Annotated in this window: 13 protein-coding genes and 1 tRNA gene; all 14 read right to left on the reverse strand. The window is 38.7% G+C overall.

Going from position 1 to position 14,875, the window contains the following annotated elements:
• Positions 1–2 precede the first annotated feature (2 nt).
• Positions 3–581 (reverse strand): imidazole glycerol phosphate synthase subunit HisH, encoded by a 579-nt coding sequence (gene hisH, locus ASG01_RS01900; RefSeq protein ID WP_185097213.1) that lies wholly within the window; start codon positions 579–581, stop codon positions 3–5.
• Complete coding sequence (gene hisB, locus ASG01_RS01905) at positions 581–1,675, reverse strand: bifunctional histidinol-phosphatase/imidazoleglycerol-phosphate dehydratase HisB (protein ID WP_055859121.1); 1,095 nt, start codon at positions 1,673–1,675, stop codon at positions 581–583. The genes hisH and hisB overlap by 1 nt, the downstream gene beginning before the upstream one ends.
• A 1-nt stretch (position 1,676) precedes the next feature.
• On the reverse strand, positions 1,677–2,702 hold the full coding sequence (gene hisC / locus ASG01_RS01910; RefSeq protein ID WP_055859124.1) for a histidinol-phosphate transaminase: 1,026 nt from the start codon (positions 2,700–2,702) through the stop codon (positions 1,677–1,679).
• Entirely contained in the window at positions 2,699–3,982 is a 1,284-nt protein-coding gene (gene hisD / locus ASG01_RS01915; RefSeq protein WP_055859127.1) for a histidinol dehydrogenase, read from the reverse strand. The genes hisC and hisD overlap by 4 nt, the downstream gene beginning before the upstream one ends.
• A gap of 13 nt (positions 3,983–3,995) precedes the next feature.
• Positions 3,996–4,853 carry an ATP phosphoribosyltransferase gene (gene hisG, locus ASG01_RS01920; RefSeq protein ID WP_055859130.1) on the reverse strand — a complete coding sequence of 286 codons (858 nt, stop codon included), beginning with the start codon at positions 4,851–4,853 and terminating at the stop codon, positions 3,996–3,998.
• A 247-nt stretch (positions 4,854–5,100) separates the two neighbouring features.
• Complete coding sequence (locus ASG01_RS01925) at positions 5,101–6,201, reverse strand: glycosyltransferase family 4 protein (RefSeq protein WP_055862050.1); 1,101 nt, start codon at positions 6,199–6,201, stop codon at positions 5,101–5,103.
• Positions 6,185–6,859, reverse strand: a complete 675-nt coding sequence (locus ASG01_RS01930) for a glycosyltransferase family 32 protein (protein WP_055859133.1) — start codon at positions 6,857–6,859, stop codon at positions 6,185–6,187. The genes ASG01_RS01925 and ASG01_RS01930 overlap by 17 nt, the downstream gene beginning before the upstream one ends.
• 7 nt (positions 6,860–6,866) lie before the next feature.
• Positions 6,867–7,679 (reverse strand): 2,3,4,5-tetrahydropyridine-2,6-dicarboxylate N-succinyltransferase, encoded by an 813-nt coding sequence (locus ASG01_RS01935; protein ID WP_055859136.1) that lies wholly within the window; start codon positions 7,677–7,679, stop codon positions 6,867–6,869.
• A 96-nt stretch (positions 7,680–7,775) separates the two neighbouring features.
• Positions 7,776–8,393 (reverse strand): C40 family peptidase, encoded by a 618-nt coding sequence (locus tag ASG01_RS01940; protein WP_410492789.1) that lies wholly within the window; start codon positions 8,391–8,393, stop codon positions 7,776–7,778.
• A gap of 48 nt (positions 8,394–8,441) precedes the next feature.
• Complete coding sequence (locus ASG01_RS01945) at positions 8,442–8,813, reverse strand: hypothetical protein (RefSeq protein WP_055859141.1); 372 nt, start codon at positions 8,811–8,813, stop codon at positions 8,442–8,444.
• Between the two features lie 30 nt (positions 8,814–8,843).
• Positions 8,844–8,917: transfer RNA gene (locus tag ASG01_RS01950), tRNA-Ala, on the reverse strand.
• Positions 8,918–9,100: 183 nt separating this feature from the next.
• A complete protein-coding gene (locus tag ASG01_RS01955) occupies positions 9,101–10,516 on the reverse strand; it encodes an efflux transporter outer membrane subunit (RefSeq protein ID WP_055859144.1) in 1,416 nt (471 codons plus the stop codon).
• A gap of 24 nt (positions 10,517–10,540) precedes the next feature.
• A complete protein-coding gene (locus ASG01_RS01960; RefSeq protein WP_055859147.1) occupies positions 10,541–13,687 on the reverse strand; it encodes an efflux RND transporter permease subunit in 3,147 nt (1,048 codons plus the stop codon).
• A complete protein-coding gene (locus tag ASG01_RS01965) occupies positions 13,687–14,874 on the reverse strand; it encodes an efflux RND transporter periplasmic adaptor subunit (RefSeq protein WP_055859150.1) in 1,188 nt (395 codons plus the stop codon). Before ASG01_RS01965 ends, ASG01_RS01960 begins: the two co-directional genes overlap by 1 nt.
• Between the last annotated feature and the right edge of the window lies 1 nt (position 14,875).

Below are 14,875 nucleotides of genomic sequence, written 5' to 3' on the forward strand. Positions count from 1 at the left end.
ATTTAAATTTTTAAAAAATTTTCTAATAACAGAAGTCCGGCATTGCCCGATTTTTCAGGGTGAAACTGCATTCCGTAGAAATTATCTTTCTGCAAAGCCGCACTGAACGGCAAAATATAATCGCAGGTTGCTGTTGTATATTCTGAAATTTCACAATAATAACTGTGCACAAAATAAAGATCACCATCTTTAAATGATTCTTCTTTCATAATAGATTTCGTATCTGAAACAGAATTCCAACCCATGTGCGGAACAATATCTTCATTCGGAAATTTCCTCACCTCCACGTCAAAAATACCGAGTCCGGCTGTATCACCTTCCTCAGAATGTGTGCACATCAGCTGCATCCCAAGACAGATTCCCAAAACCGGCTGTTTCAGGCTGGGAATCAGCAGATCAAGTTTCTTTTCTTTCAGATTTTTCATGGTCGAAGAAGCTTCACCAACTCCCGGAAAAATCACTTTTTCGGCATTTTTTATCACATCAAATTCGTCCGTTACCACAGATTCAACATTTACTTTTTTTAATGCATTCTGTACCGACTGTACATTTCCGCCATTGTATTTTACGATTGCAATCATCAGAGAATTCCTTTTGTAGATGGTAAATTAAAATTTTGGTCGGTTTGCGCAACTGCCATTTTCAAAGCTTTTGCGAAGGCTTTAAAGATTGATTCTATTTTGTGATGCTCATTTGAGCCTTCAGATTTTATATTGAGATTGCATTTTGCAGCGTCAGAAAATGATTTGAAAAAGTGATAAAACATCTCCGTTGGCATATCACCTATTTTTTCTCTTTTAAAATCAGCTTCCCAAACAAGCCATGATCTTCCGCCAAAATCTATCGCTACCTGAGAAAGACAGTCGTCCATTGGTAACAGAAATCCATAGCGTTCAATTCCTTTTTTTGAGCCTAAAGCTTTGATAAATGCTTCACCCAAAACGATTCCCGTATCTTCAATCGTGTGGTGCTCATCGACCTGCAAATCTCCATTAACCTTAATATTCAGATCAAAATTTCCATGTTTTGAAATCTGCTCGAGCATGTGATCAAAAAAATGCAGTCCAGTTGAAATTTCCGAAATTCCACTTCCGTCAAGATTCAGTTCGATCTCTATTTCTGTTTCATTTGTTTTCCTTAATACATTTCCTTTTCGTGGAATATTTTTTAAAAATGAATAAATTTCGCTCCAGCTTTCGGTAATAAAATCCGCGTCAGCAGTTTTTTCTTTATTTAAAAAAATACTTTTCGAACCTAAATTTTTTGCTAGCAAAACATCGGTTTTACGGTCGCCAATCACAAACGAATTCTGCAAATCGTAATCGCCGTAAATATACTTTCCTAGCATACCCGTTCGTGGTTTACGTGTTTCAAGATTTTCATTTTCAAAACTTTTATCGATGAGAATATCACTGAAAACAATTCCTTCATTTTTAAAAGCCTGCAGCATTTTTTCATGCGGCGCGATAAAATCTTTATACGGAAAACTATCCGTTCCCAACCCATCCTGATTGGTCACCATTACCAGTTCAAAATCCATTTCCTTCGCGATCTTCGATAAGTTCTGAAAAACTCCCGGATAAAACTCAAGTTTTTCTAGCGAGTCAACCTGATAATCTGTCGCCGGTTCCAGGATCAGCGTGCCGTCCCGGTCTATAAATAATACTTTTTTCATTTTAAATGTTTTTTAAAACGGCCAGCAATTTTTCATTTTCTGCCCGCGTTCCCACTGTAATTCTGATGCAGTTTTTAATTTGCGGACTTCTTTTGCTGGTAAGAATTTGACTATTAATTAAATTCTGATACACATTTTCAGCATCATTAAATTCAGTCAAAAAGAAATTTGCTTCCGACGGATAAATCTTACTTATGGCTTTCATATTTTTTAATTCTCTTTCTAACCATTCTTTTTCAGCTAAAATTTCCCTGACATTTGATTGAAAATTTTGGACATTATCTAGCGCTTCAGAGACTTCCTCCTGACTCATCGTATTCACGTTGTAAGGCGGCTTAATCTTATTAATCAGCTGAATGATTTCACTGCTTGCATACGCTGTTCCAACCCGCGCGCCAGCCATTCCCCACGCTTTCGAAAATGTCTGCATTACAATTAAATTTGAATATTTTCTCAGTAAATTAATAGCAGAAGGCTGATTTGAAAATTCTATATATGCTTCATCCACAACCACAATTCCGTTAAAATTTTCGAGATAAAATTCAATATTTTCTATTGTATTTCCAGTCGGATTATTTGGTGAACAAATGAAAAAGATCTTTGTACCATTCTCCTGTGAAATTTTTAAAAACAACTCTTTTTTAATCTGAAAATTTTCATCAAGATCAAGTTTTATCACGTGAGTCTCATTGATTTCAGCATAAAAACTGTACATCGAAAACGAAGGATTCATCACCATGATCGTGTCCACTTTCGGTTCACAGAAAATTTTTATAATTAAATCAATCAGTTCATCACTGCCGTTTCCCAAAGCAATCTGATCAACAGAAATATTTTTAAACAGTGATAGTTTCTGCTTTAAATCTTTTTGGGTAGAATCCGGATAACGGTTTAATTTGCCAAACGGACTTTCATTCGCATCCAGATAAACAGCATTCTGCAATTTGCTTTCATCACGAAAACTCACATAGGGTTTTAGATTCAGGATATTCTTCCGTACCAGTTTTTCTATATCAAAACTTCTCATTGTAAATCTTTTAATCTAATGCTGACGGCATTCTTGTGGGCCTGTAAACCCTCTGCATTAGCCATGATTTCGATTGCTTTTCCTAAATTTTTTAAACCTTCAGCAGAAAGATTCTGAAACGTAATTTTCTTCACAAAACTGTCAAGAGAAGCGCCGCTGTAATTTTTAGCAAATCCGTTCGTGGGAAGCGTATGGTTTGTTCCACTGGCATAATCACCCGCACTTTCACAGCTGAAATTCCCAAGAAAAACTGAACCGGCATTTTTTATTTTTGAAATAAAATTTTCAGCATCTTTTACCGCCAAAATCAAATGTTCCGGTGCATAACTATTGCTGAAATCAATAGCTTCATTTACCGTTTCTACCAATATAAATCGACTGTTTTGCAACGCTAAAACCACAGTTTCTTTTCTCGGAAGCATTTCAACCTGACTTTTGATTTCAGAAAATGTCTCATTCAGAACGTTTTCATCTGTTGCAATAAAAATCACCTGACTGTCGCTTCCGTGTTCGGCCTGCGAAAGAAGATCTGCAGCGCAATAGCTGGGAACCGCTTGTTCATCGGCGATGACGAGAACTTCGCTCGGTCCGGCTGGCATATCAATCGCTACATTAAACTTTTGGGCGAAATCTTTAGCGGCAACCACATATTGATTTCCAGGACCAAAAATTTTATACACATTCGGAATACTTTCAGTGCCAAAAGTCATCGCTGCAATCGCCTGCGCACCGCCGCATTTGAAAATTTCGGTTACTCCGCACAGTTTCGCTGCGTACAAAATCGCATCATTTATTTTTCCGTTTTTATCGGGCGGTGTGCAAAGAACAATTTCACCGCAGCCGGCTAGTTTTGCCGGAACTGCCAACATTAAAACCGTCGAAAAAAGTGGTGCGGTACCTCCGGGAATGTAAATTCCAACCTTTTCTATCGCCCGGTTTTCTCTCCAGCAAACGACCCCTTTTGTCGTTTCGATTTTTTTAATTGCCGGAATCTGAGCAGCATGAAAGATTTCGATATTATTTTTTGCCTGCTGAATTGCAATCTTCAATTCTTCAGGAACTGTTTTTTCAGCTAGGTCTATTTCTTCTTTTGAAACCTTGAGTTGAGAAATCTCAGCGCCGTCATATTTTCTGTTGTACTCTATAAGAGCCTGATCACCGTTTTTCTTTACTTCAGAGAAAATTTCTTCTATAATTTGATCAAGATTTTCTCTCTGTAAAGTTGGCCTTTGTATTAAGTACTGATAGATTTCCTTTGATGGATTTTTATATATTTTCATTTTCAAAGCTTTTTTAAATCACCATTTTATCAATCGGAATAATCAGAATATCCTGAGCGCCATTTTGTTTTAATTCGTCAATAACTTCCCAGAAACGGTCCTGATCGATCACCGAATGAATGCTGCTCCACCCTTTTTCTGCCAGAGGAATGACAGTCGGACTTTTCAAAACAGGAAGAATTTTTGAGATCAGATCAATCTTTTCGTTCGGAACATTCATCAGAATATATTTTGAATTTTTCGCCCTCAAAACTGCTTTGATTCTGAACAGTAAACGTTCGAGAAGTTCTTCTTTTTCATCGTTCAATTTCGAAGTTTTAGCTAAAACAGCTTCCGATGTGAGAAGCGTAACCGTTTCACGCAATCCGTTTTTGAACAGAGTACTTCCCGAACTCACGATATCGCAGATTCCGTCGGCCAAACCGATGTTCGGAGCAATCTCTACCGAACCGGAAATGGTATGAATTTCTGCCCGAATATTATTTTCCTTTAAAAACTTCTGAAGTGTATTGGGATATGAAGTGGCAATCTTTTTTCCGTTAAAATACTGCAAACCGTTGTCTTCGATCTCCTTGGGAACCGCGAGAGAAACCCTGCATTTTGAAAAGCCCAACTGATAAACAGTCTCTACATTTTTTTCTGTTTCAAGTAGAAGATTTTCTCCGACGATCGCGATGTCAGCGACACCATCTTCCAGATATTGAGGAATATCCGAGTTTCGAAGAAACAGAACTTCTAAAGGAAAATTTTGTGCAGCCACTTTAAGCTGATCTTTTCCGTCGCTGATATTAATTCCGCAGTCTTTCAGTAGCTGAAGAGATTCTTCGTAAAGCCTGCCACTTTTCTGTATGGCTATTTTCAGTTTATTCATTTCACTTTTGTTAGTGTCTGAGCAAACCTACAGTCGTCTTTGATTAAATTTTGTGGGTAGAATTTAGAAACAAAAAAAACCGTCTGTATACTCAGACGGTTGATAATATTTTGATTTTTAACATAGTCATCGATCAATCATTCCGTCTTAGCAGCGATGATGAAGATGATGTACTGTGAAAAAATTAGTTGTCATTGTTGAAATATTGTGGTACAAATGTAATACTTCTTTTTAAACTTCCAAATATTTATGAAATTATTTTTTTATAAAAGTTTATCAGTTCATTAGCAATACGCTCGTCTGTGAATTTTTGAACAAATTCGAAACCCTTTTCTGCACGGCGTTCACGTTCAGATAAGCTTGCCCACAAATATTTTATTTTTGAATGTAAATCTTCTACAGATTCCGGATTTATATACACAGAATTTTCTCCGCCAGCTTCCGGAAGACAGCTTGTATTGCTCGTAATAACTACCGTTTTAGAAAATAAAGCTTCAATAACCGGAATTCCAAAACCTTCAAAAAAGCTTGGATAAACAAAAATATCGGCAAGCTTATAGATAACCGCAAGTTCATCCACCGAAACATTTTCAAGAAAAAAAACCTGCGGTTCCATTTTATTTTTCTTGATGAAATCGTGAACTTTTTTATAATATTTTGTTTTTCTGCCAACCACTACAAGCGGAATTTCTGTGTTATGGATCGCCTTTACAATATTTAAAAGATTTTTTCGGGCTTCAATCGTTCCGACATTTAAAATAAATCTTTCCGGTAAAGCAAATTTTTCTTTTGTTTTCTGAATGAAATTTTCGGATTGATTTTCCTTAAAAGCGTGCTGACAGCCTTGATATATAACTTCTATTTTATCATCAGAAACCTTTAGATATTGAATAATATCCTGCTTTGTCTGCTCAGAAATCGCAATAATTTTATCTGCTAAATGCGCCGCTTTTTTAAATTTCCATAGGTGAATCTTGCGGTCAAAAAAAGAATAATATGCAGGATAACGCATGAAAATCAGATCGTGAATTGTGACCACTTTCCTGATCGGTTTGCTGTTCCATTTCAATGGCAATTCACCGGAAAGTCCATGGAAAATATCGGCATCAAGATTCTGCGCATCGATACCCAATTTAAGCTGGCGGGCAAAATTTCCTTTTGATGTCGGATGATAATGTACATTTGAACGCGCTAGAATTTCACCGCCACGCTCCGAATAATTTTTATTTAAAAGTAAATATTCGTTATCAGGATAATATTCACATAAGATCCTGACAAGATCGCGCGAGTAATTTCCCAATCCGGAAGTATTGTGAAAAAACCGTTTGGCATCAAATGCGATTTTCATCATTGGGTTTTATAATGTTTTGCGTCAACTGCTTGCGTTTCCAGTGTTCAGATTTATCAGAATACAGAAAAAATTTGCCCATTTTATACTTGAATTGCATGCAGCCATCATAATGTGGCTTCATGAAACGGTGCGGAATTTCAGGATTTTCAGCTAAACATTGTTTAATAGAATCTGTGTAAACGGTCGGACCGGTTGTCTTGTGTACATTATGCGGATGCGGATTTTCAGCTATATTAGCCATCACATTTTCCAAGGTTTTTCCGAGAAAAGGATGTCCAGCTTCATACACCAATCCCCACTGAACATAATATGTTGGAGGAATTTCGTCAGTAACCAATGCATGATCATCTTCAAAGATAAAACTGCGCAATGGCTTGATAATTCCACTGTCGATATCCAGATAAACGCCACCTTTTTTATATAAAATTGCATAACGGAAAAAATCTGCTTTCGCTGCGCCGATCGTCAGTCTGTTATATGATTTTAAATATTCCGCAGGAAATTCTTCAGCCAAAAACTCCTGAATTCGCGCATCGGTATAAAAATGATATGCATACTCAGGATTTTTCTTCCGCATTCTGCCAATATGAAATTTGGTAAGCCACGGAAGATTATCATCTTTGAAGGTCTGAAAAATCTGTTTTGGAATCGCCATAAAGTATTTAGACCGCTACATTATTTTCTCTTAAAGCATCGTTAAGAGACGTTTTTTTGTCGGTAGATTCTTTTCTTTGTCCGATAATCAGCGCGCAAGGAACCTGATATTCACCTGCCGGATACTGCTTCGTGTAACTTCCAGGAATCACAACCGATCTTGCAGGAACTCTGCCTTTAATTTCAACTGGCGAATCACCTGTAACATCAATAATTTTAGTGGATGCGGTAAGCACAACATTTGCGCCCAAAACGGCTTCTTTTTCAACGTGTACGCCTTCTACAACAATGCAACGAGAACCTATAAAACAGTCATCCTCGATAATCACCGGAGCTGCCTGAAGCGGTTCTAACACGCCACCAATACCGACACCACCACTTAAATGGACATTTTTACCAATCTGCGCACAGCTCCCAACAGTAGCCCAAGTATCAACCATCGTTCCTGAGTCTACGTAAGCACCAATATTTACGTAAGATGGCATCAAAATCACACCTGGAGCAATATAAGCACCTTCTCTTGCAACTGCATGTGGCACAACCCGCACACCTTTTTCAGCATAATTTCTTTTCAATGGCATTTTATCATGAAACTCAAACGGTCCAACTTCAATCGTTTCCATTTTCTGAATAGGGAAATACATAACCACGGCTTTCTTCACCCATTCGTTCACCTGCCAGCCGTTTTCTGTAGGCTCTGCGCATCGCAGTTCACCTTTATCAATCATTGAGATCGCTTCTCTGATTGTTTTTTTGCTGTCTTCGTTCTGAAGCAATTCTCTATTTTCCCAAATATTTTCTATCGTTTCCTGTAATGTCATGAGTTTTTTTTTCGCTAAAATTTTGTTGTCAAATATACAAATTTTAAGAAGTAAGATTTAATTCAGATCATCTTAAAACAGCGTAAATATTATCATTTATAAAACACGTTTTGCGTGAAGAAAGGCTTTGTTCCAGTAATTTTCGTGAAGAGAAGAAATAATAACGCCTTTGCTGGTTGATGCGTGAACAAATTTTATTTCGCCGGATCTTTCCACGGAATGTACGATGCCTACGTGAGAAACTTTTGTTCCGCCGGAAGTCGCAAAAAATAAAAGATCCCCGGGTTTTATTTCTTTCACACGAATATCATCACCGGTATTCGCCTGATCGGAAGATCTCCGTGGCAGTTTAATATCATTTTCATTGAAAACTTTTAACGCAAAACCAGAGCAGTCGAAACCTGCAGAAGTATCACCACCAAATTTGTAGGGTGCTCCCAAATATTTGTCAGCATCTTTTAAAAGCTCAGTGATATTATTTGAAATCGAACCTGAAAAATCTGAATCTAAAGAACGGAGATTGTCTTTAGCAATGCCTTTTGCCGGCAAATTTTTCTTTGATGATGAAACACTTTTGCTGCTTCCACATGAAATTGTGGTGACTGAAATAACAGCTGCTAAAGTAAAAGTTTTCAGTAAATTTTTTACAGAAAATGATTTGCAGTAGATCATCGTATTTAGAAATTTAGACGATGCAAATATAACAGACTTCATTTTGATCTCGCGCATAAAAACAAAAAAACCTGCCGAAGCAGGTTGATATTATTTATTTTTTTCAGCAGTCCAAGTGCCGCTTCTCGCCGGGTTTGGCAATTGATTTTTCCAGTCGCCGGTTCCTTTTTTATCAGCAAGCTGTCCGCTGAAAGTTCCTTTTTGCGGATAGCCAAGTTCTGTATTCAGCTGTCCGCTTCTTTCAAGTCTTCCTGTGAAATAATAATTCTCGTTGTTGGTATCAGAGTGCATCGTTCCTGTCACTTTGCCGTCATTGGCAACCACAAAATTGAAATTTCCCTTTTCGGCACTTCCCTGATAGGTTCCAGACCATGTTCCGATATAATCGTAGATGGTATCATCATCAGTATTACATCCGATCAAAAAGAAAGTGGTCATTAAAAGCAGTACAATTCTTTTCATAACTTAAAAAAACATGGTTATTAATCTTCGTGGAGAATACGGGGATCGAACCCGTCACCTTTAGACTGCCAGTCTAACGCTCTAGCCAGATGAGCTAATTCCCCTTTTAACTCCTTTTTGACTCGAAGCGGTACAAAAGTAAGTAATAAAACCAAATTTGCAAATATTTTGTAAAGTAATATTTAATATTTATCTAAAATCGCTAACAATCAGCAATTTTATTTTTAAATATGATAAAAAAAGAACGCAAACCTGAGGAATGCGTTCTTTTAAATATTTATTGGTGCTTATCTCCAGCCTCCGCCTAGAGCTTCGTATAAATCTACGGCAGCTTTCAGCTTGGTATATTCTGCATTTGAAATATTAAGTTCGGCATTTAAAGCGTTTACATTAGCGTTTAAAACTTCCAGATAATTTGCTAAACCGTAATTTACCAATTCCTGAGAAAATTCTACAGATTTTGAATAGGCATTTAATTCTTTTGTTTTTAAATCAATAAACTGATCCTGTACCGAGAAAACGCGCAATGCATCAGAAACCTCCTTACCTGCTGTCAAAACAGTTCGCCGGAATTCAAGATAGGCAATTTCTTTGTTAGCCTGGCTGACTTCGTAGTTTGTACGGATTTGTCTGCGGTTTAATATCGGCTGAACCAAACCGCCGACTACAGATGCAAATAATGAATTTACGCTAAACAAATGATCAATGTCAACTGACTGCAGACCTCCGCTTCCAGTAAGCCTCAAAGTCGGATAAAACTGTGCTTTAGCCGCATTTGTAAGTTCAAAAGCATTGATCAAACGGTATTCTGCTTCCATCACATCCGGACGGTTAGCCAGAAGATTTGCCGGCAATCCAGTCGATATTGTTTTGGGAATTACCTGATTTTGAAGCGTTGAACGTTCAATACTTTGCGAAGATTCTCCCATCAGCAAACTAATCGTGTTTTCCAGCTGCTGAATCTGTGTTTCAATGTCAATCAGCATCGACTGCGCGTTGTAAACCAAAGCTGCACTTTGCTGTACAGCTACTTCGGTCAAAGTTCCGGCCTGTTTTAACGCTTTTGTAATTTCTAAATTGTTCTCGCGAACTTTAATTGTCTCTTCAATAATTCTTTTCTGATCATCAAGCGTCAGAATCTGAAAATATGATGATGCAATGGAAGAAACCAAACTGCTTTTCACAGCGCGGTGTGCGGCAACAGTCCCGAGGTAAGTCGCCAGCTGCGCTCTTTCCTGAGATCTCAGTTTTCCCCAGATATCAGCTTCCCACGCAGCACTCGCCGTAATATCAAACTGGTTTACATACCTTCTTGCACCAATGATCTGCCCAAACTGCGTATTAATCGACTGCGTCTGAAAAGTATATCCCGGACCGACAGAAAGTGTCGGCTGATACGCTGCTTTGCTTTGACGTAGATACGCCTCTGCAGAAGCAATATTCTGTAGCGCAATTCTGATATCAATATTGTTATTTAAAGCTTTATCAATATGTTTCTGCAAAACCGGATCGGTAAAAATAGTTTTCCAGGAAAGATTGCCAAAACCGGTACTGTCTTTCGGCAGCCTGTCGGTTCGGTAAAGATTTTCCTCTACGACATTTTTTGGTCGCTCATAGTCTTTCCTTACCGAGCAGGAAGTAATCACTGCCAATGTGAGGATCATAAAAGCAACGCTTTTTATATTAAATGATAATTTTTTCATTTTCTCTAAAGTCTTTTGAAGATTTTATTCTGCTAAATTGACTTCTTTTTGTTTAATAGGTTTCACTTTTTCCTGAAGACTCTGGAATATTACAAACAAAACAGGAATTACAAAAACTCCTAAAATAGTTCCGATCAACAAACCGATAGCTGCCCCTGTTGCGATAGATCGGTTACCGACGGCACCAATTCCGCTTGCTAAAACCAAAGGCAAAAGTCCGAAGATAAATGCGAGTGAAGTCATCAGAATCGGTCGGAGTCGTGCTTTAGCCGCATTAATTGCCGCTGCAGGAATACTTTCACCGTGATGTCTGCGCTGTACGGCAAATTCAACAATCAAAATCGCATTTTTAGCCAATAATCCGACCAACATAATCAAAGCGATCTGGAAATAAATATTATTTTCAAGTCCCATTATTTTCTGTCCGAAATATGCTCCCATCACTCCCAAAGGCAATGAAACAACAATTACCAGCGGCAAAATATAACTTTCATACTGTGCAGAAAGGATAAAATAGACGAATACGAGACTCAAAGCAAAAATCATTAAAGTCTGAGATCCTGCATTTAATTCTTCCCTCGTCAAACCTGTAAATTCAATATCGTAATTCTGACTTAAAGACTGTTTAGCTACTTCCTGTACCGCCGTAATTGCATCACCGGAACTGTAACCGGCAGAGTTTCCACCCGTAATTTTTACTGAGGTAAACAAGTTATAACGGCTTACAGATTGCGGTCCGTAGGCTTTCGTCAACGTTACCAGCTGCGAAATCGGTGTCATAGCTCCGGTCGAAGTTTTTACGTACAGCTCATTAAGATTGTTAATATTCATGCGGTTTTCCGGAAGCGCCTGCACCATTACCCGGAACTGTTTTCCGTATTTGGTGAAATCGGCTGCATAAACTCCACCGATATAACCCTGCATCGTACTTAAAATCGATGAAATGGAAACGCCAAGCTGTTTTGCCAGCGGTACATTAATCACCATCTGATATTGCGGAAACTTCGTATTAAAAGAAGTCTGCGCGAATTCAACTTCGGGTCTTTCGGTCAGTTTTGCGATAAATCCGCTTGCTGTATTATCTAAAGCAGAATAATCTCCACCTGATTTATCCAGAAGAACCATCTCAAAACCGGCACTGCTACCAAAACCTGGTACACTTGGTGGCTGGAAGAAGACAATTTTAGCATCCGGAATTTTAGATGAAATTCCAAAAAGCTGTTTCGTGATATCTTCTGAGGTTAAATTATCATTTTTACGTTCGTCAAATGGTTTTAATTTAATAAAAGCCAAACCGTTACTGCTTCCGTTTCCGGAAAGAAATCCCCGTCCGGTACTGATCGTCACGTTCAAAACGCCCGGAATTTTCATCGCATTTGCCTGAAGAGTTTTTAAAGCATTATAAGTTCTTTCCATCGACGCTCCCGGTGGAAGCTGAACATCGGTAAAGATAATTCCGCGGTCTTCTGTCGGTACAAATCCTTTCTTCATAGTCGTACTGGCCCAGAAAAGAATCAAACCTGTCACGGCAAAAATTACCAGCGTCACCCATTTATGTTTCAGTAAAAATGTAAATCCACGACCATAGCGTTGCGTTGTAGTCTGGAAAGCGATATTAAATTTGTAAAAGAATTTCTGAATGAAATTTTTGTTTTTATAATCTTCGTGATGTGCATCATGTGGCTTTAAAAACAGGGAACACAAAACCGGACTTAAAGTCAAAGCGTTTACCGCAGAAATAATAATCGCGATAATCAGCGTAATACCAAATTGCTGATAGAAAACTCCTGTCGGACCTGTAATAAATGTCACCGGAATGAAAACTGCGGCCATTACCAGAGTGATCGAGATGATCGCACCGGTAATTTCGTCCATTGCTTCCACAGTCGCTTTTTTAGCATCAGAAATACCGTTTTCCATCTTGGCGTGAACGGCCTCGACGACGACAATCGCATCATCGACGACAATACCAATCGCCAATACCAATGCAAAAAGCGTCAGTAGGTTTAATGAATAACCGAGAAGATTCAGGAAGAAAAATGCTCCTACAATAGAAACGGGAACTGCAATCGCCGGAATTAACGTCGATCTGAAATCCTGCAGGAAGATATATACTACGATAAAAACAAGAATAAATGCTTCAATCAAAGTATGCACAACTTTTTCGATAGAAGCATCCAAAAACTCATTCGTATCAAAGTTGAAAGTATATTTAACACCTTCCGGAAAATCTTTTTCTGAAGTTTTCAGATACGATTTAATGTTTTTGATAATCTCCTGAGCATTGGAACCCGGCGTCTGGAAAATCCCCATACTGATCGCAGGATAATTTCCGTTTTCACCGACTCCGCTGTAAGATAAACCTGCCAATTCAACTTTTGCAACATCTTTCAGCATCAAATTCTGTCCTCCGGGAAGCGATTTGATGATAATATTGTCATACTGTTCTTTCTCATTAAATTTTCCGACATATTTAATAATGTATTCAAAAGAACTTCCACTATTTTGCCCGATCGATCCGGCGGCCGCTTCTCTACTCTGCTCGTTGATCGCTGCAGTAACATCATCTGGTGTAAGATCGTACGCTGCCATCTTCGCAGGATCGAGCCAAACACGCATCGAATAATTTTTTCCGCCAAAGACGTTCGCATCACCGACACCGTTTATCCTTTTAAGATTCGGAATTACGTTAATATTCAGATAATTCTGAAGATAAACATCGTCTAAATCTTTATTTTCAGAGTAAAAAGACATGTACATCAGTGCACTCGTCTGCTGTTTCTGCGTTACAACTCCAGATCTGGTTACCTCACTCGGCAAAAGTGGCGTCGCTCTAGTCACACGGTTCTGAACGTTTACAGATGCGATATCCGGATCAATTCCCTGCTTAAAAAACACCTGAATATTTGCCGAACCGTCGTTCCCTGTAGTAGAAGTGATATAATCCATCCCTTCCACACCATTGATCTGCTCTTCCAGAGGAACTACGACACTTTTCATCACGGTTTCTGCGTTTGCTCCGGTGTAGTTTGCCGTTACGCTGACCGTAGGCGGCGCAATGTCGGGATATTGTGTAACCGGAAGCGCGATGAGACCCAAAACGCCGAGGATGACGATCATTATGGAAATCACCGTCGAAAGAACCGGTCGGTTAATAAAATTTTTAATCATTAGAATTTCGGTTTAATAGATTGCACAAGACTGTCCATCTTCACAGGCTGCGGTTTTACTGCAGCGCCCGATTTCAGACCGGAAATTCCTGCCGCCACGATTCTGTCCCCTTTTTTCACACCTTTTTCAATGAGTGCAAGATTATCAATACGGTCAATCACATTTACCACGACATTTCTCGCAGTATCTTTATCAACTTTATACACGTAAACAATTCCCTGCTGCTCGTAAGTAGCACTTTCCGGAACGACCAAAACATTATCAAATCTCTTTGGATATCTGATTGTTCCGCTGTTACCGTTGCTTAATATTTTTTGTGGATTTTTAAATTCAACTCTAAACTGAATTGTTCCTGTTGTTGCATCAATCGATCCGGTTACCGTTTCGATTTTACCTTTCTCAGGATAAATACTTCCATTCGCAAGCTGAAGTTCAACCATAGGAAGATTTTTTATTTTTTCTGACATAGATGATCCTGGTGCTTTTTCAAGGAAATCAAAATATTCTTTTTCATTCATTGAAAAATATGCGAAAATCTCAGAAGTATCTGAAATGGTCGTCAACGCACTCTGATCGCTTGGTCCAACCAAACTTCCTACTTTTAATGGTAATTTACCAATCACACCGGAAATTGGCGCGCGGATAACCGAATAATCAATATTTGCTTCTACACCTTTATAATCTGCTGAAGCCTGCTCACGTGCTGCAACAGCCTGCTGAAGCTGCGCCTGAGCCTTGGCAAGATTTGCCTGAGCTGTCTGTAACTGAATATTGCTGATGATATTTTTTTCGACAAGAGGACGAAGTTTATTTACTTCAACCTGAGCTGCTTTTACTGCTGCCTGAGCCGCAACAATATTGCTTTGCGCCGCACTTACAGATGCTTTTGCTGCTGCAGCAGTTTGATTTAGAATATTGGTTTCCAGACGGAACAATGGCTGACCTTTCGTCACATATTGTCCTTCATCCACCAAAACCTGCGTAATATATCCCTGTATTTTTGCCCGAACATCGTTATTTACCCGACCTTGAATGCTTGCCGGAAATGTATTGTATCCGACCACATTTTGTGTTTCGACAGTCACCACCGGATAAGGCTTGGGACCTTCCTGCTTCGGTTCTTCCTTTTTTTTGCAGGAAGCTATCGTAAGTGCCGCTGCAGTAAAGAGAATAAGCTTTTTTGTCATT

It is taken from the genome of Chryseobacterium sp. Leaf180 (assembly GCF_001424585.1).
Taxonomy (GTDB): Bacteria; Bacteroidota; Bacteroidia; order Flavobacteriales; family Weeksellaceae; genus Chryseobacterium.

Bases quoted from the DNA above. Each gene is read 5' to 3' on its own strand.
- ASG01_RS01955 (WP_055859144.1), bottom strand. From the start codon at position 10,516: ATGAAAAAATTATCATTTAATATAAAAAGCGTTGCTTTTATGATCCTC.
- ASG01_RS01930 (WP_055859133.1), bottom strand. From the start codon at position 6,859: ATGGCGATTCCAAAACAGATTTTTCAGACCTTCAAAGATGATAATCTT.
- hisD (WP_055859127.1), bottom strand. From the start codon at position 3,982: ATGAAAATATATAAAAATCCATCAAAGGAAATCTATCAGTACTTAATA.
- hisC (WP_055859124.1), bottom strand. From the start codon at position 2,702: ATGAGAAGTTTTGATATAGAAAAACTGGTACGGAAGAATATCCTGAAT.
- hisB (WP_055859121.1), bottom strand. From the start codon at position 1,675: ATGAAAAAAGTATTATTTATAGACCGGGACGGCACGCTGATCCTGGAA.
- hisH (WP_185097213.1), bottom strand. From the start codon at position 581: ATGATTGCAATCGTAAAATACAATGGCGGAAATGTACAGTCGGTACAG.
- ASG01_RS01960 (WP_055859147.1), bottom strand. From the start codon at position 13,687: ATGATTAAAAATTTTATTAACCGACCGGTTCTTTCGACGGTGATTTCC.
- hisG (WP_055859130.1), bottom strand. From the start codon at position 4,853: ATGAATAAACTGAAAATAGCCATACAGAAAAGTGGCAGGCTTTACGAA.
- ASG01_RS01935 (WP_055859136.1), bottom strand. From the start codon at position 7,679: ATGACATTACAGGAAACGATAGAAAATATTTGGGAAAATAGAGAATTG.
- ASG01_RS01945 (WP_055859141.1), bottom strand. From the start codon at position 8,813: ATGAAAAGAATTGTACTGCTTTTAATGACCACTTTCTTTTTGATCGGA.
- ASG01_RS01965 (WP_055859150.1), bottom strand. From the start codon at position 14,874: ATGACAAAAAAGCTTATTCTCTTTACTGCAGCGGCACTTACGATAGCT.
- ASG01_RS01925 (WP_055862050.1), bottom strand. From the start codon at position 6,201: ATGAAAATCGCATTTGATGCCAAACGGTTTTTTCACAATACTTCCGGA.
- ASG01_RS01940 (WP_410492789.1), bottom strand. From the start codon at position 8,393: ATGAAGTCTGTTATATTTGCATCGTCTAAATTTCTAAATACGATGATC.